The organism is Acidisoma sp. PAMC 29798 (genome assembly GCF_030252425.1).
Classification (GTDB): Bacteria; Pseudomonadota; Alphaproteobacteria; order Acetobacterales; family Acetobacteraceae; genus Acidisoma; species Acidisoma cladoniae.
Genome location: NZ_CP126994.1, coordinates 270,450 through 287,391, shown reverse-complemented (window position 1 = coordinate 287,391; position 16,942 = coordinate 270,450). Strand labels below are relative to the sequence as shown.

Below are 16,942 nucleotides of genomic sequence, written 5' to 3'. Positions count from 1 at the left end.
ACCGAAAGCGGCTTCTTGGCGGCCGTACGCACGGCCTACTGTCGCCTTCGGCAGCCATGCCATCGACCTTTGGATGACGATGATCGTGACGCAATGATAACGCAAGCAAGCCTCTATTGCGCCGGGGCGGCGCTGATCGCCGCGCTATATTTCAAGTTCATTTTGCGTTTCGCCGTAATTTTGAAACGAAAGTTTCATCTTCCGACGACAGGCTTGGCAATGCTGCCCCTGATCGGATTGACGATCGGGCTGCTTTATCTTGAAGGTGTGGTGATTCATTCTTGCCTGCCCGCACTGGAAGGCGATATCGGCGGCGCGACCTTGCTGGGCTTAGGCATCGGGCAGCTCGTATCCGGCCCGAGGGGCGTCTTCCGCACAGGGTTTGGGCCTGATGGCGACGACAGCGATATCGGTGGCGGAGATAGCAGTGATGGCGGCGATGGCGGCGGCGGACATTGACCGCTGCTCTCGCGACGAAGTTTATGGTTCACCGGTGGTCGCGGAGCGCGACCACCGGTGAAGGTCCTAACCCTCGTTTGGATGAGGATGGGCGAAGAGCAGAACAGACCGCCCCGTCGCCAAATACACTTCACCCGTCTTGAAGGGGGCCTCATCAAGCTCCGGCTGATTGGTGTCGATCAGCAGGGTCCAGTCATCGCTGCCAGGGCTTTCCGGTAGCGTGAAATTCACCCCGTCTGCCGCAGCGTTAAAGACCAGCAGCATGGTGGAATCGCCACCGCGCTTTTTGATGCCGGACGGCTGCGCGCGACCATCGATCAGCATGCCGAAGCAGCGCATGCCCTCATCATGCCACTGCTCATCTTCCATTTCGATGCCGGCAGCGTTGATCCAGGTGACGTCCTTGAGGTCGAGCGCCTCATTATGGCCGCCACGCAGGAACAGGTTGCGGCGCAGAATCGCATGGCCATGCCGCAGCTTGGTCAGCTTCTGCACGAAGGCAATCAGGGACTGGCCTTTTTCCTCGATATCCCAATTGACCCAGCTGATATCGCTGTCCTGGCAATAGGCATTGTTATTGCCATTCTGGGTCCGACCGAACTCGTCCCCGGCCAGTAGCATCGGCGTGCCTTGCGACAGCAACAGCGTCGTCAGCATATTCCGAATCTGGCGATCCCGCTGCGCATTGATGTCCGCATCGTCGGTCGGACCTTCCACACCCATATTCCAGGATCGGTTGTCGGAACTTCCGTCACGACCGTCCTCGCCATTCGCCTCGTTGTGCTTCTCGTTGTACGTGACGATGTCGTTCAGCGTGAAGCCGTCATGAGCGGTGATGAAGTTGACGCAGGCCCAGGGGCGACGCCCGTCATGATCGAACATATCGCCGGAGCCGCAAAGGCGCGGCGCCAAGGCGTTGGCGGAGGCCTCGCCTTTCCAGAAGTCGCGCACAGTATCGCGGAACTTGTCATTCCACTCAGCCCATCCGGGCGGGAATTGACCGACCTGATAGCCACCCGGCCCAATATCCCAAGGCTCGGCGATCAGCTTCACCGAGTTAAGCAAAGGGTCCTGTCCGCAGGCCTTGAGAAAGCCGCTCTGGTCATCGAAACCGTTCGGTTCACGGGCCAGAATGGTGCCAAGGTCGAAGCGGAAGCCATCGACATGCGTCTCCGTCACCCAGTAGCGCAGGCTGTCGGTCACCAGTTGAATGACCTTCGGGTGACTGAGATTGACCGTGTTTCCGGTGCCGGTATCGTTGATGTAATAGCGTTTCTGGTCCGGCAGGAGACGATAGTAATTGGCATTGTCGATACCCTTGAAGGACAGGGTTGGGCCGAGTTCATTGCCTTCGGCGGTATGATTATAGACCACGTCGAGAATGACTTCGAGACCGCCATCATGGATGCTCGCCACCATCTCCTTGAACTCGCGCAGACTGTTCGCGCGGTCGGAGGCATAGCGGGGCGTGGGGGCGAAAAAGCCGATGCTGTTGTAACCCCAATAGTTCTTGAGGCCACGCTCCAAAAGCTGACTGTCATTGATGAAGCTATGAATCGGCAGCAATTCTACCGAGGTCACGCCGAGGGATTTGATATAGTCGACGACGGGCTTCTGACCCAGACCGGCATAGGTGCCGCGGAGTTTTTCCGGCACCTTCGGGTGCTTCATGGTGAAGCCCTTCACATGCGTTTCGTACAGGATGGTATGATCCCATGCGACCGGGTTGCGATTGGGCTCACCCTTCCAATCGAAATTGGGATCGATGACGACGCATTTCGGCATGAAGGGCGCACTATCGCGCTCGTCATAGGTGGTGTCGTCGCCGGTTTCCATTTGATAGCCGAAGATCGCCGGATTCCACTCCAACTCGCCGATATGCGCCTTCGCATAGGGGTCGAGCAGCAGTTTATTGGGATTGAAGCGGTGGCCGTTTTCCGGCTCGTACGGACCGTGAACGCGGTAGCCATAAACCTGTCCTGGCCCAATGCCTTCGATCCAGCCATGAAAGATTTGATCTGTATATTCGGGCAGTTCGATGCGTTCTAATTCGGTCTTGCCATCGGAATCGAAAAGGCAGACCTCGACCTTCGTCGCATTGGCTGAGAACAAGCAGAAATTGACGCCTTCCCCCGTCCAGGTTGCACCACGCGGGTGCGGAAGGCCTTCGCGAAGACGCGGCATGGTTGTGCTCGACACTGATGGATTTCCAATGACGCTAGAATGAATTGAGACCAAAATATGGGAGCCTCGTCAGGCCGAACAAGGAGCATGGCCTGGGCATCCGTCTTACGGCTGAGACCGCCTTGTGCTAAGTCTTTGTCCGTGCTGAACGACAGAGGCCGACACCGTGGATATGCATGATCGGCCGAAGCCGAAACTCGCCGAAACCTTCATCCATCCAAGTGTTACGCTGAGGGAAGCGCGGATCGGAACCTCCTGCGAGGTGCTTGAGGGGACAGCCATCGAATATGCAGCGCTTGGCGACTATTCCTATCTCGGCCCCAATTGCAGCGTTGCCGACACCGAAATCGGAAAATTTTCGGCCATCGCGGCGCAAGTGCGCATCGGGCCGCCCAACCATCCGATGGATCGGCCGAGCCTGCACCGCTTCACCTATTGCCCGGAATATTATTCCGCCGACGCGCATCGCGATGAGACATTTTTCGCGAACCGGCGCGGGGACCGCGTGATCATCGGTCATGATGTCTGGATCGGCCATGCCGTGATCGTGTTGCCCGGCGTCACCGTCGGCACCGGCGCGGTGCTCGCCGCCGGCGCCGTCGTCACACGGGATGTGGCACCCTATACGATCGTCGGCGGCGTGCCTGGACGCCCGATCCGCGAACGCTTCAGCCGCGAGATCACGGCGCGGCTGCTGCGGATTGCCTGGTGGGACTGGCCTTTCGAGACCATCATGGCGCGCCTCCCCGACTTCCAGTCCGGCGATATCGAGGCCTTCTGCGCCCGCTGGGACACCGCCGCCTAAACCCCTCTCGCGGCGCGCATCGGAAACTGCCATCCTCCCGATCATGGCGTCGATCGATCGGGAGAACGCGGAGATGTTGAGTTGCGCGGGCGGGTCGCTCGATCTTGTCTTGCCGGACGGTCAGCGCCTGACGCGTCATCCGATTTGGCTACGCGAGCGCCTGCCCGACCCCCGGATCACCGATCCGACGACGGGGCAGCGGTTGATAGAGGCGGCGGAGCTGCCGCTCGACCTCACGATCACGGATGCCCACCTCGCCGATGGGCAGGTATCGCTCGTCTTCTCCGATGGGTTTGAGGCGGCCGTGCCACTGGCCTGGTTTGCGGGGTCACAAGACCGCGCGGAGGACGATTTCACCGATGACATCATCCTCTGGGATAGCGGCCTCAACCCGCTGCCGTTCATGGACTTCGACACTCTGCGCCGCTCCGACACGGCTTTGGCCGCGTTCCTGGACACGCTGCATGCCCATGGCTTCGCGGTGGTGCGCGGCGTCCCGGTTGAGATGGATGGCGCACTCGATTTCGCTGCCCTCATCGGACCGATCCGGCAGACCAATTGGGGCGGCCTCGCGGATGTGAAGGCCATCGCCAATGCCTATGACCTGACAATGACGCCGCGCCATCTGGAGCCGCACAGTGACAATCCCTATCGCAATCCGATCCCCGGCTACATTCTTTTGCACTGCCTGATCAACGATGCGGTGGGTGGCTCATCAACAGTTGTCGATGGTTTCCATGCCGCGAAACACCTCAAGGAACAGGACCCTGCTGCTTTCGCATCCCTAACGCGCACGGAGGTGAAATTCCGCTATGCGGATGCCGATACCGTACTCGAAAATCGCGGCAGCCTGATCGAGCTGGATGATCTCGGCCGCATCGTTCGGACGCGCTACTCGAATCGCACCGAAAATGTCGCGCCCGCGCCGGTCGCCGAACTCGATGCCTTCTATCGCGCCAGACAGGCGTTCTACAGCCTCATTCAAAAAGACTCAGCCCTGACGCTCACCTTCAAGCTGGAACCGGGTGACCTCATGATGATGGACAACTACCGGCTGTTCCACGGCCGCACCGCCTATCGGCTGGAAACGGGTTCGCGCCATATGCGCCAATGCTACATGGACCGTGACGTCGTACAAAGCCGTCGCAGCGTCCTACGCACGCAGACCACATCGAAGGAACTGGCATCATGAGCGCTGTGGAGCAGATTGCCGATTGGCGAATCTTCCAAACCGCCGAAACGATCGCCACCGTGTCATCGACAGCGGATACCATCCACCTCACCTGGAGCGACGGGCGGCAAAGCCCCTATGATCGCTTCTGGCTGCGCGACAATTGCAGTTGTGCCGCCTGTTATCTTGCCAGCACACGCGAGCAGACTTTTGAAATCGTCGATGCACCCGACACCCTCGCGGTGCAGGAAACGGAACTCGACGCCGAAAAGGCGCTCCTCGTGCTGTGGTCGGATGGTCATCGCAGCCGCTATGACTCCGGTTGGCTGCGCATCAATGCCTATGATGACGCAAGGCGCGCCGAGCGTCGCAGCGCCAGTCCCAGCCCCGTGCTATGGGGCGCGGCGCGGGCGGATGTGCTGCCCACCTTCGCCTATGACAGCGTCATGTCAGATGACGGCGAACTATTGCGCTGGCTGGTCGCGGTCCGCGACATCGGCCTGACCCTTATCCAGGGCGTGCCGACGGAGCCGAAGACGCTGCTGGGTGTTGCACATCGCATCTCCCATATTCGGGAGACGAATTTCGGCACCGTCTTCAACGTCGCCTCGAAGCCGAACCCGGACAGTTCCGCCTACACCGCCGTCAACCTGCCGCCGCATACAGATCTGCCCACCCGTGAATTGCAGCCGGGGGTGCAATTTCTGCATTGCCTGGTCAATGAGACGACCGGAGGGGAAAGCATCTTCGTCGATGGATTCGCCATCGCCGATGCCATGGCGCAGGAAGCGCCGGCCGAACTCGCGATGCTGACCGATACGCCCATGGAGTTCTGGAATCGCGACAGCCGCACCGATTATCGGTGGTCCGGCCCGCTCATTTCGCGAGACGGCGAGGGGCATTTCAGCGAAGTGCGTTTCGCAAATTTCCTGCGTGGTCCGATCGACGCGCCGACAGACATCATGCCGGGGCTGTATCGCGCGCTGCGGCTGTTCCAAAGCATGAGCCGCGACGCGCGCTTTCGGGTCGAGCGCAAGCTCGCACCCGGGGACATGTGGGTTTTCGACAATCGGCGTGTGCTGCATGCCCGCCGCGCCTTCGACCCCATGAGTGGCAACCGCCATCTTCAGGGCGTCTATGTCGATCGGGATGAGTTGCGCTCCCGCATCCGGGTGCTGGAACGCGAGCTTGGGGCATAAATGGCATTTGAAGCCATAAATCTCTGGACGCGACTCATCCGACATTGTACCATTTTACGATAGCATCGCGGTGACCGAGCGTGCCGAAGGCGAAAAGGGCATCGGATACGATCCGCCTTTTCGAGGATGGCCATATTCTGCGCATTCGCGTTTTTGAGGTTCCGGAACCCGTTCCGCCTTCGGAGCATCGCTTCAAATACAGCTGCTTCTACGGCCGCCCTGGCGAACGCCTTGTGCTTTATGACAATGAGCGCGGCAAAGGCGATCATCGGCATTACGGCGAGCGAGAAGAGACCTACGCGTTCGAGGATATCGAGACTTTGATCGCCGACTTTCTGTCGGATGTCCGAAGGCTGAGAGGAGACCGAGCATGACCAAGGATCTTCAAATCCACGTCGGTGACAGTCTGGAGGATGTTGGCGCCCGGGCGATCGACGCCTGGAACCGGATGGGACGCGGCCAGGCCGTCGATGAAAAGCACATCTCCTTCGAAAGCTGGGACACGATGGTGCGGGTCTTGTCCCCGAAGCGAGTCGAGCTTCTGAAGCACCTTCACCGGACGCCTGCGAAGAACATCCGAATGCTCGCCCAGGCGCTCGGCCGTGATTATCGGCGCGTCCACGAGGATGTGGAAGCTCTGGAGGCAGCCGGGCTTCTAGACCGCGACAAGGACGGTCTCCGCGCTGACTACGACGCCTTCGACGTTCAGATGCGAATGGCGCTTTAGGCGCCATGCAGGATCCGCCGCAAGACCCACCCGAAGACAGCAAGCTAACGCGGACCAAGCAGCGCTGGGCGAAGGACGGTCGTGGCCTCGTCGGGCAAGTGTCAGATCCTGCACGAAGCCGCCTACCGCCCGGCCAGCATCTGGTCAAGGACTGGCCGGTTCTCGATCTCGGTGAGCAGCCCGAGATCGATCCTCGCACCTGGACCCTGCGCGTCACCGGCCTCGTCGCACATCCGATCGTCTGGGATTGGGCAGCGTTTCAAAACGCGCCGCAAACGGATGAGGTGTCCGACATCCATTGCGTCACCACATGGTCCCGCTACGACAACAGCTTCCGAGGCGTCTCGACGCGGCATCTGCTCGACGTCGTTGCGCCCGAAACGACGGCACGATTTGTGATGCTCTACGCCTCGGACGGCTACACCACGAACCTGGCAATCGAGGATTTCGCGGCGCCCGGCGCGCTTCTCGCCCATGCCTGGGAGGAACTGCCTCTCACGCGGGAGCATGGCGGCCCCGTCCGGCTCATCCTGCCGCATTTGTATTTGTGGAAGAGCGCCAAGTGGCTGCGGGCGATCGAATTCATGGCTGAGGACGAAGCCGGCTTCTGGGAAGATCGCGGCTACCACAACCGTGGCGACCCCTGGCGCGAGGAACGTTACGGCTGATTGAGGATTACGTCCCATTCTCCAGCCGCAGGCGTGGCGCCGCCGGCTGGCGCAACGCCCGCTCGGTCGAGACGAAGCCCAGCGCGATCATGCCCAGAATGCTCAGTGCCACCGTCAGCAGCATGATCCCCGGCAGAAACTGCCAATCGGTATGAAAGACCTGCCGGATGGCCAAGGCCGCCGCCACATCGCCTAGGATGGCGGCCGCGAGACCCGCAATACCGCCGGCGACAGCGAATTCCGTCAGCCAGGCGAGCCGGATCTGCGCGCGGGTCGCGCCCAGCGTCTTCAGCACCACCGCCTCGGCAATGCGCCGCTCGCGCTCTGCGGCGATGGCGCTCACCAGCACCAAACCGCCCGCAAGCAAAGCCACCAGCCCGACGAGGCTGACCGCCGTGCCGATCTGGCCGAGCAGCCGGCTCAACGCCGCCAAGACCTGACCGACATCGATGCCGGTCACGCCGGGCAGCGCATCGGTCACCGCTGCCAGGACAGTGCCCTCGTGGCCCGGATCGGCCTTCACCGTCGCGATCACCGTATGCGGTGCGCCGGCAAAGGGATCGGGCGTGCCAATGAGCAGGAAGTTCAGTTGCAGCGACTGCCAGCGGATATCGCGCAGATTGGCAATGCGCAGGTCGAACCGCCGCCCCAAAACGCTGACGCTGAGGCTGTCACCGAGTTTCAGCCCCCAGGCCTTGGCGATGCGCGCGTCGAAGGACACTTCCGGCGGCCCACGGTAATCGGCGGGCCACCAGGTGCCGGCGGTCAATTTGGTGCCCGGCGGCGGCGTGGCGGCATAGGTGAGGCCGGTATCGCCCCGCAGCGGCCAACCGTTCTGGCCCTCGGCATGAAAATCTGCCGTCGGCACGCCATTCACTGCCACGATCCGCGCCCGCAGGCTTGGCAGTTCGTGCAGGTCATGGGCCGCGCCCGAGGATTTCACCACCGCCTCGAACTTCGGAAGATCGGGCGGCTGGATGTCGATGAAGTAGAAGCTGGGCGCCGCGCTGGGCAATTGGCTGGTGAATTCGGCGAGCAGATTGGCGCGGATTTCAGCCACCGCCACCAGCACCGTGAGCCCTGCCCCCGCCGACATCAGCATCAGCGGCAAGGGCGAACCGGGACCGTGCAGGCGTCTCAGAGCGAGCGATATGGCCACGTTTCCCGAGGCCGGCAGCCATGGCAAGGCGCGCTGCACCAGCCAGGCGATGCCGCGCAACAGCAGCAGCGTGCCGATCGACCCGAGACAGAATCCGATGGCGAGGGAGGGGCGCGGCACGGACGCCGCCGCGAGGGCGATCAGGGCCGCGATGCACAGCAGTTCCGCGAAGGCGGCGCCCAAACTCCAGGGGACGCGGCCCGGCAAGGCGGCGGCGCGGAATAGCGCGGCGCCTGAAATGGCCGCCGCCCGGCGCAGCGGCCGCATGGCGAAGACCACCCCCACCAACAGGCCGAAGCCAGCCGCCAGCACCAACGGCTGCGCATAGAGCCCGATGTGGTCGGGCACCGGCAGCTTGCCCCGCAAGATCGGCAGAACCAGCACCGGCAAGACCGCGCCAATCGCCAGACCGATCCCGATGCCGGGAATGCCGAGGATGGCCAGTTGCAGAGCGTGGACAGTCGTGACCATCCGGGCGGAGGCGCCGAGGCAGCGCAGCGTCGCGATGCTCCGCGCGCGCCCGGCGAGCCAGGCCTCGACGCCATTGGCGACGCCGATGCCGCCGACCAGCAGCGCGGCAAGGCCGAGCAGCGTCATGAACAGTGCCGCCTGATCGACGAAGCGGGACAGATCCGGCGCTGCCTCCCCCGTCGTGCGGACCCGCCACACCGCTTGCGGGAATTTTACCTTGAGTGCAGCGATGGTCGCGGGCACGGAAGCGCCGGGCGCCAAGGCCGCCTGCAGATTGAAGGTCACCAACCCGCCCGGCATGATGAGCGGCGTGCCCGCCAGAGCCGGCAGAGCCACGAAGGCCTTCACGCCGAACAGCCGGCTGTCGCCGATGCTGTCGGGCGAATCGATGATGGTGCCGCGATAGACCAGCTTGGTGCCGCCGAGTGTGATGGCATCGCCCGGCACCAGCTTCAGCGTCTGCGCCGCAGTCGGGTCCAGCAACAATCCACGCCCTTGGCCGAGCGTCGGGAATTGCCCGGCCGGCGCGCTAGTAACCGTGCCCAATAGCGGCCAGTTCGGGCTCACCGCCTTGGCGGCGGCCAGCAACCGGCGGCCGGACGGCGCCACCAGGATCGATCGTGTCTCCACGGTTTCCGACACCCGCGCGCCCCGCGCCATGAACCAGTCCCGCAGCGCGGGCGGAAAGGGCCCAAGACTGGTGGACAGGGCGAGATCGCCGCCGAGGATGGCCCTGCTATGCTCGGCCAGCCCCTGGCCCAAAGAGGCGCGCAGGGAACCGATGCCGGCGATGGAGGCGACGCCGACACCGAGGCACAGCAGCACGATGATCAGGCCGCGGGTGCCGCCGCGCAGATCCCGCAGCGCCAGCCGCCAGGCGAGACGCATCAAACGAGCAAGCCGTTCTTGATCGTCACGCCGCGATCGCAGCGCGCCGCGAGCGCCGGATCATGGGTGATCAGCAGTAGCGTGGCGCCGCCCTGGCCGCAGAGATCGAACAGTAGATCCATCACCAGCCGGCCAGTGTCACCGTCCAGATTGCCGGTCGGCTCATCCGCCAGCAGCAGGCGCGGCGCTGGGGCGAAGGCGCGCGCGAGGGCCACACGCTGTTGCTCGCCGCCGGACAGCTGGGATGGCCGATGCGTCAACCGATGCCCGAGGCCGACACGGCCCAGCGCCTCGGCCGCCACTCGCGCCGCATCCGCGCGCGCCGCCAGTTCCAGCGGCACGGCGACGTTCTCCTGCGCCGTCATCGTCGGGATCAGGTGGAAGGACTGGAACACGATGCCAAGGTTCCGCCTGCGGAACCTCGCCCGCGCGTCCTCGTCCATCGGGCCGAGGTCCTCGCCCGCGACGGTGATGCTGCCGGAACTCGCCCGCTCCAGCCCCGCCAGCAGCATGAGCAGGCTGGTCTTGCCCGAGCCCGAGGGACCCACGATGCCGATCCGCTCCCCGGCTTCGACGTCCAGATCGATGCCCCGGAGGATATTGACCGGACCTGCGGCGGCGGGAATGCTAAGTGTGAGATCGCGTATCCTGATGATCGGCGCGCGCGGCGCCGCAGCCTGGGGGAGATCGTCGGTCATGCAGCGCACATATAGGGATGGCGTGAGGCATAGGCACCGCGCGTTTCTCATGACACTCACCCTCATTGCCGGGGTTTCTTTTTTCATGAGGCATGCCGTCGCCGCACCCGTCCGTCTGCTTGTGCTCGGCGATTCTCTCACGGCGGGCTACGGGCTGCCGGCCGAGGAGGGCTTTCAGGCCAAGCTTGCCGCCGCGCTCAAGGCCAAGGGCGCCGATGTGGTGCTGGTCGATGCCGCCGTCTCGGGCGATACGACGGCGGATGCCGCCGCCCGGCTCGACTGGGCGCTCGGCGGCGGAGAGGTCGATGCGGCGCTGGTCGAACTCGGCGGCAATGACGGTCTGCGCGCCCTGGACCCGAAGCAGATGCGGGCTAATCTCACGCATATCCTCGACACCTTTCAGGCCAAGCATATTCCGGTTCTGTTGAGCGGCATGATCGCGCCGCCGAACCTAGGCACGGAATACGGTGACCAGTTCACGGCAGTTTTCACCGATCTCGGACGGCGCCCTGGCCTGATCTACGACCCCTTCTTTTTGGAGGGACTCGTCGGCCACCCCGATCTCGCCCAGGCGGACGGCCTGCATCCCAATGCGGCGGGCGTCGATATCGAAGTCGCGCGGCTGACCCCGATCATTCTCACGCTCGTGGCCCAAGCCCAAGCCCAGATGAAAGATCTGCCGAAGGCCGGGCAGGGATGAGACTCTTCGCGGCCATCGACCTTCCCTGGTCGCTGCGGGACCGGCTCGCCGGCCTCACCACCGGCCTCTATGGCATGCGCTGGATGCGCCGCGAGAATCTCCATCTGACGCTGCGCTTCATCGGCGAAATCCCTCCGTTTCGCGCAGAAGACGTCGATCTCGCCTTGCTCGCGGTCAAGGCACGCAGCTTTCCGCTGACGATCGCGGGCGTCGGGCTCTTCGAGAAAGCCGGCCGCGTCACCGCCCTCTGGGCGGGTGTCGAGCGCAACCCCCAACTCGATCATCTTCAAGCCAAGATCGAAACCGCGCTGCAACGCGCCGGGCTGGAGCCAGAGCGGCGGCGATTCGTACCGCACATCACGCTCGCCCGCACGGACCAGCCGGCGAACGAGAAAATCGCCAGCTTCATTCAGACGAACAATCTGCTGCGGGCGGAGCCGTTCCAGGTCGAGCATTTTACGCTCTTTAGTTCGCAGCTTGGTCATGATGGTTCCGTCTATACGGCGGAAAGCGAGTACGCCTTATCCTGATGCAAGTGTTTTCCAACGCTTGTGCAACGGGCATCACGCTGTCTAGAAGGCTTCATGCCTGTTCGCGCCTCCCGCATTCGTTTGTCGTCCGAGTCCGCCCTCGCGGTGCCCTGCCACGCCTGTGATCCGCGAGCGGGTCTATGAGCGGACGTGAGTCCGGCGGCTGGATGCGCGGCGTCCGCCAGACCTTCGCACGGCTGCCCAGTCTGCGGATGTCGCGGGTGCCGGATGCGCCCACGCTGCCGGTGCGTGACCTCTGGCCCGGCGATCCCACCCTCGGTGCGCGGCTCCTCAAGGGTGAGTTGACAGCCGGCAACTCGGTGCGGGTTTTGCAGCCGGGGGGCTGGAACGACTCCTCGGGCTCCGCCGTGCTGCGCGCCGCCGCCCATAGTTTCACCTGGCTGCGCGACCTGCGCGCCCTCGGCACCGATGCCGCCCGGCAGCGGGCGCGGATGCTGGTGTCGGAATGGATCGCCGCCTCTCAGCTCGATGCCGTCGCCTCGCGCCCGGATGTCATGGGCGCGCGAATCGCCGCCTGGCTCGGCCATTACGATTTCTTCGCCGCCAGCGCCGATGACGCCTTTCGTCAGCGCCTCATGGGCCGGCTGGTGGGGGATGCGCGCGCCCTCGCGGCGGCCCTTCCCGCCGAGGAAGGCCAGGCCCGCGCCCTCACCGCGCTCAAGGGTCTCGTCGCGGCGGCCGTGGCGCTCCCCGACCAGGGGTCTTTCCTCACCCGCGCGCTGCGTTTCCTGCCGCAGGAACTGAACCGGCAGATTCTGCCCGACGGCAGCCATATCGAGCGCAGCCCCGCGAGCCACCTCGCCGCCTTGCAGGACTTGACGGAGATCCGCGCCTTGCTCCAGGCGGCGCAGGCAACCCCGCCGGCGGGCCTTGGGCCGTCGATCGAAAAGCTCGCTGTCGCATTGCGGATGCTGCGCCATGGCGATGGCGGCCTCGCGTTGTTCAACGGCACCAAGGAAGAAACCTCCAGCCTCGTCGATCTCGTCCTGACCCAGGCGGGCCGCGCCGCCCGCGCGCCGAGCCAATTGGTCGAGGGTGGGTTCCACCGCCTTCAGGCCGGGCGCAGCGTGCTGTTGCTGGATACCGGCGCGCCACCGCCGCCCGGGCTCGATGCCAATGCCCATGCCGGAACGCTCTCGTTCGAGCTGTCGATCGGGCGTGACCGGCTGATCGTCAATTGCGGCGCGGCACCAGCGGCGATGAGCGAGTGGCGCGATGCCCTGCGCGCCACGGCCGCCCACTCGACGCTCATCATTGGCGATATGAGTTCGTCCGAGATCAAGCCCGAGGGCCTGGGTCGCCGGCCGGAGCGGGTCGAGGTGCAGCGCCAGGAAGCCAGTGGTGCCCATTGGCTGGAAGCGAGCCATGACGGCTGGCTGAAGCCGCTCGGCGCCCTGCATCGCCGGCGCCTCTATGTCGCCGAAAGCGGGGACGATATTCGCGGTGAGGATGTGGTGGAGGCGGCGACGCCGCAGGCCTTCACGATCCGGTTCCATCTCCACCCGACCGTGCAGGCGAGCTTGCAGCAGGACGGAGAGGCGGCGTTGCTGCGTCTTCCGGGCGGCGCCGGCTGGCGCTTTCGGGCCGAGGGCGCGCAGGTCACGCTGGAGGAAAGCATCTACATGGGCGGCACCGAGCCGCGCCGGACCGAGCAGATCGTGCTGTCCTGCGATGCCGGTGAGGTGCAGCAGGTCAAATGGGCGATCACCAAGGTCGGCTGACGCTGCCGGCTATGGTGGTGTCGTCCAATCACAGTTCGTGTAGCGGTTGAAAATAGTCGAAATCACGAACACCGACTTCGCGATGCGCCATTTCCTGGCGCCGCTGCTGCGGGAAGGCCGTGCCCGTGGCCATGAGATGGTCGGCGTCTGCCCCGAAGGCCCATTGCTGGCGCCCTTGAGGGCGGAAGGGTTTCGCATCGTGACGCTGCCGCTGCCGCGCAGTGCCTCCCCGGTTGCCCAGGCGCGGGCCTTCGCGGGCCTCGTGCGCTTTCTGCGAACCGAAAAACCCGATCTCGTCCATGCTCATATGCCGATCAGCGGCTTCCTCGGCCGGATGGCGGCGAAGGCCGCCGGCGTGCCCCGCGTCGCCTATACCTGCCACGGCTTCCTGTTCAACCAGCCGAGCCCCTGGCCGCGCCGCGCGGCGTCCCTGGCGATGGAGCTATCGGCCGGCCAGATCACCGACCTGTTCATGACGGTGTCGGAGGAAGAGGCGGCCGACGCCAAGCGCCTTCACATCGCCCGCAACCCGATCGCCATCGGCAATGGCCGTGACCCTGCACTGTTTCACCCCGATCCGGAAGCGCGCGCGCGCATGCGCGCAACTCTCGGCGTGCCAGACGATCGTGTGGTGGTCGTCATCGTCTCGCGCCTAGTCCGTCACAAAGGCCATCCCGAATTGCTGGCCGCCATGGCGGCCGTGCCGGACGCGGAGCTATGGGTGGTGGGGGACCGCCTCGCCTCCGATCACGGCGAAGATCTCGAAACCTATTTTGTCGCGAGTGGCCTCGGGCCCCGTCTGCGGCGGCTGGGCTATCGGGAGGATACGGCGGCGGTTCTGGCGGCGGCCGATATCTTTGCGTTGCCAAGCCATTTCGAGGGGCTGCCGATGTCGGTCATTGAGGCGATGCTGACCGGCCTGCCGGTGGTCGCGACCGACATTCGCGGCCCGCGCGAGCAGGTGGTGCAGGGCGAGACGGGCTTTCTGGTGCCGCCGCGTTCGATTGAACCCCTTGGCGATGCGTTGACCACGCTTGTCCGCGATCCCGCGCTCCGTGCGGCGATGGGCGCCGCCGGCATGGCGCGTGCGAGGGTTCGCTTCGACGAGCCGCGCATCATTGCCCGAACGCTGGATCTGCTGACAGCCCTTAACGGAACGGGTTGAGGATCGTTAGGTTCCCCTCGATAACGCGACCATGTTGCATATCCTCTGACAGTAATGTCGAGCACTCGGCTTCAAGGGCCGCCGCGATGATCAGCGCGTCGTAGAATGCAACTCCGTCTCGCTCCGCGATGGTCAGCGCCAAACGATGGGTCGAAAAGCCGACCGGCCTCGCTCCGGGCACAATTGTATCAAAAGAAGCCAGATCGGCTCGAATTCGTGACCAAGGCCGAGCTAACTTACGATGGGAGACGTTCGTGAACTCATTGAGCACCTGCGCGCTGATAACACCGCCACGCCGAAGCCAAGCGAGGGCTAAGCCCGCCCGAGGATCGTCAATGGTTGTCGCGTAAACGAGTATGTTGGTGTCGAAGAAGACCTCAGCGCTCATTCGCCTCGTCACGATTGAACCTATAGTCAGGAGGAAGCGGTGTCGCGCGCGCGCGTAATTCCGCTATGGCTAGGCCACGTTCGTCCTGAAGCGAGACGCGGAGGGTTTGGTCGTCGCCGACCTCAATCTCGACGGCATCACCTTCTTTGAGGCCAAGTCTTTCGACGACGCTCACCGGCAGATCAACCGCAAGCCCACCGGCGGATTTTCGAACGTGCATACCGGGCCCCCATCGCTACTAGACAACTCTTGTATGCTTCTCCACGCCCAAATTCCACGTCCTTCGCTCTGGACGCGCCGTGCGAGGGCGCCCTATCTCCGCCCCATCCGCTGGAGAGCCCGCCATGACCGACCTCGTTCCCGTCTGCCGCGCCTTGATCTCGGTCTCGGACAAGACCGGCCTCATTGCCTTCGCGCAGGCCCTGGTGGCGGCAGGCGCGGAGATCCTCTCGACCGGCGGTACTGCCCGCGCGCTCCGTGACGCCGGCATCGCGGTGGTTGAAGTGTCCGACCACACCGGCTTCCCCGAAATCATGGACGGCCGGGTGAAAACCCTGGTGCCGCAAATCCATGGCGGCATCCTCGCCCGGCGTGACCTGCCCGCGCATATGGCGCAGATGGCCGAGCACAGCATCGCCCCGATCGATCTGGTCGCCGTGACCCTCTATCCCTTCGAGGAGACGGTCGCGCGCGGCGCGGACGCCGAGACGACGGTCGAGAATATCGACATCGGTGGCCCCGCCATGATCCGCGCCGCCGCCAAGAACCACGACTTCGTGGCCGTGCTCACCGATCCCGCACAATACACCCAAGTGGCGGAAGCCCTCGCCGCCGGCGGCACTGACATCGCGCTGCGTCGCCGCCTGGCAGGCGAGGCCTATGCCCGCACCGCCGCCTATGACGCCGCCATCGCCGCCTGGTTCGCCGCCGAGCGGCAAGAAAGCTTCCCCGACCGCTTCGCGATCAGCGGCCGGCTGCGGCAGACGCTGCGCTATGGCGAGAATCCGCACCAGACCGCCGCCTTCTATGTGACGGACAGCCGCCCTGGCGTCGCCACCGCCCGGCAGGCCCAGGGCAAGGAACTCTCCTACAACAACCTCAACGATACCGACGCCGCCTTCGAATGTGTGGCCGAATTTGCGGGTCCCACCGTCGTCATCGTCAAGCACGCCAATCCCTGCGGCGTCGCCTCTGCCGCCACCTTCGCTGGGGCCTGGGATGCGGCCCTCGCCTGCGACCCGGTCAGCGCCTTCGGCGGTATCGTGGCACTCAACGGCACGCTGGACGCCGAGACCGCCGCCAAGATCGCCACCATCTTCACCGAGGTCATCGTCGCCCCCGACGCGACGGCTGAGGCGCAGGCCATTCTCGCGGGCAAGAAGAACCTCCGCCTTTTGCTGACCGGCGGACTGCCTGACCCGGCGGCCAAGGCCCTGACCCTCCGGACCCTGTCAGGCGGATTCCTGGTGCAGGACCGCGATGCCGGGCGGATCACCGCCGCCGACCTCCAGATCGTGACCAAGCGCGCGCCGACCGAAGCTGAAGTGATCGACCTCATCTTCGCGTTCCGCGTCGCCAAGCACGTCAAGTCCAACGCCATCATCTATGCCAAGGGTTCGGCGACCGTCGGCATCGGCGCCGGGCAGATGAGCCGCGTGGACAGCGCGCGCATCGCCGCCTGGAAGGCCACCGAAGCCGCGAAGGCCGCCGGCCTGCCGGCGCCGCTGACGCAGGGCAGCGTCGCCGCCTCCGACGCCTTCTTCCCCTTCGCGGATGGGCTGGAGACGATCATCGCGGCCGGCGCGACGGCGGTCATCCAGCCCGGCGGGTCGATGCGCGACAGCGAGGTGATCGCGGCGGCCGATGCCGCCGGCATCGCCATGGTCATGACCGGGATGCGCCACTTCCGCCATTGATCGCTCAGCCTGCCATCGGTTGAGTTGTCTGCTCAAGCCGATGCAATTGCGACCCAGTCGCATCGTTACGAA

17 protein-coding genes are annotated in these 16,942 nt (G+C 64.5%); 12 read left to right on the top strand and 5 right to left on the bottom strand.

Annotation, left to right across the window (positions count from 1 at the left end):
• The first annotated feature begins 69 nt into the window (after positions 1 to 69).
• Positions 70 to 459 (top strand): hypothetical protein, encoded by a 390-nt coding sequence (locus QP803_RS01400; RefSeq protein WP_284945894.1) that lies wholly within the window; start codon positions 70 to 72, stop codon positions 457 to 459.
• A gap of 66 nt (positions 460 to 525) precedes the next feature.
• Here the strand turns inward: QP803_RS01400 and glgX are convergent, their stop codons facing one another.
• Positions 526 to 2,643 carry a glycogen debranching protein GlgX gene (gene glgX / locus QP803_RS01395; RefSeq protein WP_284945893.1) on the bottom strand — a complete coding sequence of 706 codons (2,118 nt, stop codon included), beginning with the start codon at positions 2,641 to 2,643 and terminating at the stop codon, positions 526 to 528.
• Between the two features lie 172 nt (positions 2,644 to 2,815).
• Between glgX and QP803_RS01390 the strand changes: the two genes are divergently transcribed.
• The 6 genes from QP803_RS01390 to QP803_RS01365 all read left to right on the top strand — a co-directional run bounded on the left by QP803_RS01390 (position 2,816) and on the right by QP803_RS01365 (position 7,213).
• Complete coding sequence (locus QP803_RS01390) at positions 2,816 to 3,448, top strand: DapH/DapD/GlmU-related protein (RefSeq protein ID WP_284947797.1); 633 nt, start codon at positions 2,816 to 2,818, stop codon at positions 3,446 to 3,448.
• Between the two features lie 73 nt (positions 3,449 to 3,521).
• Entirely contained in the window at positions 3,522 to 4,640 is a 1,119-nt protein-coding gene (locus tag QP803_RS01385) for a TauD/TfdA family dioxygenase (protein WP_284945892.1), read from the top strand.
• A complete protein-coding gene (locus QP803_RS01380; RefSeq protein ID WP_284945891.1) occupies positions 4,637 to 5,818 on the top strand; it encodes a TauD/TfdA family dioxygenase in 1,182 nt (393 codons plus the stop codon). The genes QP803_RS01385 and QP803_RS01380 overlap by 4 nt, the downstream gene beginning before the upstream one ends.
• Positions 5,819 to 5,898: 80 nt before the next feature.
• Complete coding sequence (locus QP803_RS01375) at positions 5,899 to 6,192, top strand: toxin-antitoxin system TumE family protein (RefSeq protein ID WP_284945890.1); 294 nt, start codon at positions 5,899 to 5,901, stop codon at positions 6,190 to 6,192.
• Entirely contained in the window at positions 6,189 to 6,545 is a 357-nt protein-coding gene (locus tag QP803_RS01370; RefSeq protein ID WP_284945889.1) for an HVO_A0114 family putative DNA-binding protein, read from the top strand. The genes QP803_RS01375 and QP803_RS01370 overlap by 4 nt, the downstream gene beginning before the upstream one ends.
• A gap of 5 nt (positions 6,546 to 6,550) precedes the next feature.
• Positions 6,551 to 7,213 (top strand): sulfite oxidase-like oxidoreductase, encoded by a 663-nt coding sequence (locus QP803_RS01365; RefSeq protein ID WP_284945888.1) that lies wholly within the window; start codon positions 6,551 to 6,553, stop codon positions 7,211 to 7,213.
• Between the two features lie 7 nt (positions 7,214 to 7,220).
• On the opposite strand, the gene QP803_RS01360 is transcribed toward QP803_RS01365, so the two are convergent.
• Positions 7,221 to 9,731: an ABC transporter permease gene (locus tag QP803_RS01360; RefSeq protein WP_284947796.1), complete on the bottom strand. Its 2,511-nt coding sequence runs from the start codon at positions 9,729 to 9,731 to the stop codon at positions 7,221 to 7,223.
• Positions 9,731 to 10,429, bottom strand: a complete 699-nt coding sequence (locus QP803_RS01355) for an ABC transporter ATP-binding protein (RefSeq protein ID WP_284945887.1) — start codon at positions 10,427 to 10,429, stop codon at positions 9,731 to 9,733. The genes QP803_RS01360 and QP803_RS01355 overlap by 1 nt, the downstream gene beginning before the upstream one ends.
• An 85-nt stretch (positions 10,430 to 10,514) precedes the next feature.
• On the opposite strand from QP803_RS01355, the gene QP803_RS01350 reads away from it, so the two are divergent.
• The 4 genes from QP803_RS01350 to QP803_RS01335 all read left to right on the top strand — a co-directional run bounded on the left by QP803_RS01350 (position 10,515) and on the right by QP803_RS01335 (position 14,566).
• On the top strand, positions 10,515 to 11,129 hold the full coding sequence (locus QP803_RS01350) for an arylesterase (RefSeq protein ID WP_284945886.1): 615 nt from the start codon (positions 10,515 to 10,517) through the stop codon (positions 11,127 to 11,129).
• Positions 11,126 to 11,659 (top strand): RNA 2',3'-cyclic phosphodiesterase, encoded by a 534-nt coding sequence (gene thpR / locus QP803_RS01345; RefSeq protein WP_284945885.1) that lies wholly within the window; start codon positions 11,126 to 11,128, stop codon positions 11,657 to 11,659. The genes QP803_RS01350 and thpR overlap by 4 nt, the downstream gene beginning before the upstream one ends.
• Before the next feature lie 140 nt (positions 11,660 to 11,799).
• Positions 11,800 to 13,401: a heparinase II/III family protein gene (locus QP803_RS01340; RefSeq protein WP_284945884.1), complete on the top strand. Its 1,602-nt coding sequence runs from the start codon at positions 11,800 to 11,802 to the stop codon at positions 13,399 to 13,401.
• A 46-nt stretch (positions 13,402 to 13,447) separates the two neighbouring features.
• Positions 13,448 to 14,566, top strand: coding sequence for a glycosyltransferase family 4 protein (locus tag QP803_RS01335; RefSeq protein ID WP_284945883.1), 1,119 nt, complete (start codon positions 13,448 to 13,450; stop codon positions 14,564 to 14,566).
• Here the strand turns inward: QP803_RS01335 and QP803_RS01330 are convergent.
• Both QP803_RS01330 and QP803_RS23935 read right to left on the bottom strand, forming a co-directional pair.
• Entirely contained in the window at positions 14,550 to 14,954 is a 405-nt protein-coding gene (locus QP803_RS01330; RefSeq protein ID WP_284945882.1) for a PIN domain-containing protein, read from the bottom strand. The genes QP803_RS01335 and QP803_RS01330 overlap by 17 nt on opposite strands.
• Complete coding sequence (locus tag QP803_RS23935) at positions 14,944 to 15,174, bottom strand: AbrB/MazE/SpoVT family DNA-binding domain-containing protein (protein WP_350356054.1); 231 nt, start codon at positions 15,172 to 15,174, stop codon at positions 14,944 to 14,946. The genes QP803_RS01330 and QP803_RS23935 overlap by 11 nt, the downstream gene beginning before the upstream one ends.
• Positions 15,175 to 15,298: 124 nt before the next feature.
• Between QP803_RS23935 and purH the strand changes: the two genes are divergently transcribed.
• Positions 15,299 to 16,870: a bifunctional phosphoribosylaminoimidazolecarboxamide formyltransferase/IMP cyclohydrolase gene (purH, locus tag QP803_RS01325; RefSeq protein WP_284945881.1), complete on the top strand. Its 1,572-nt coding sequence runs from the start codon at positions 15,299 to 15,301 to the stop codon at positions 16,868 to 16,870.
• Positions 16,871 to 16,942: the final 72 nt, after the last annotated feature.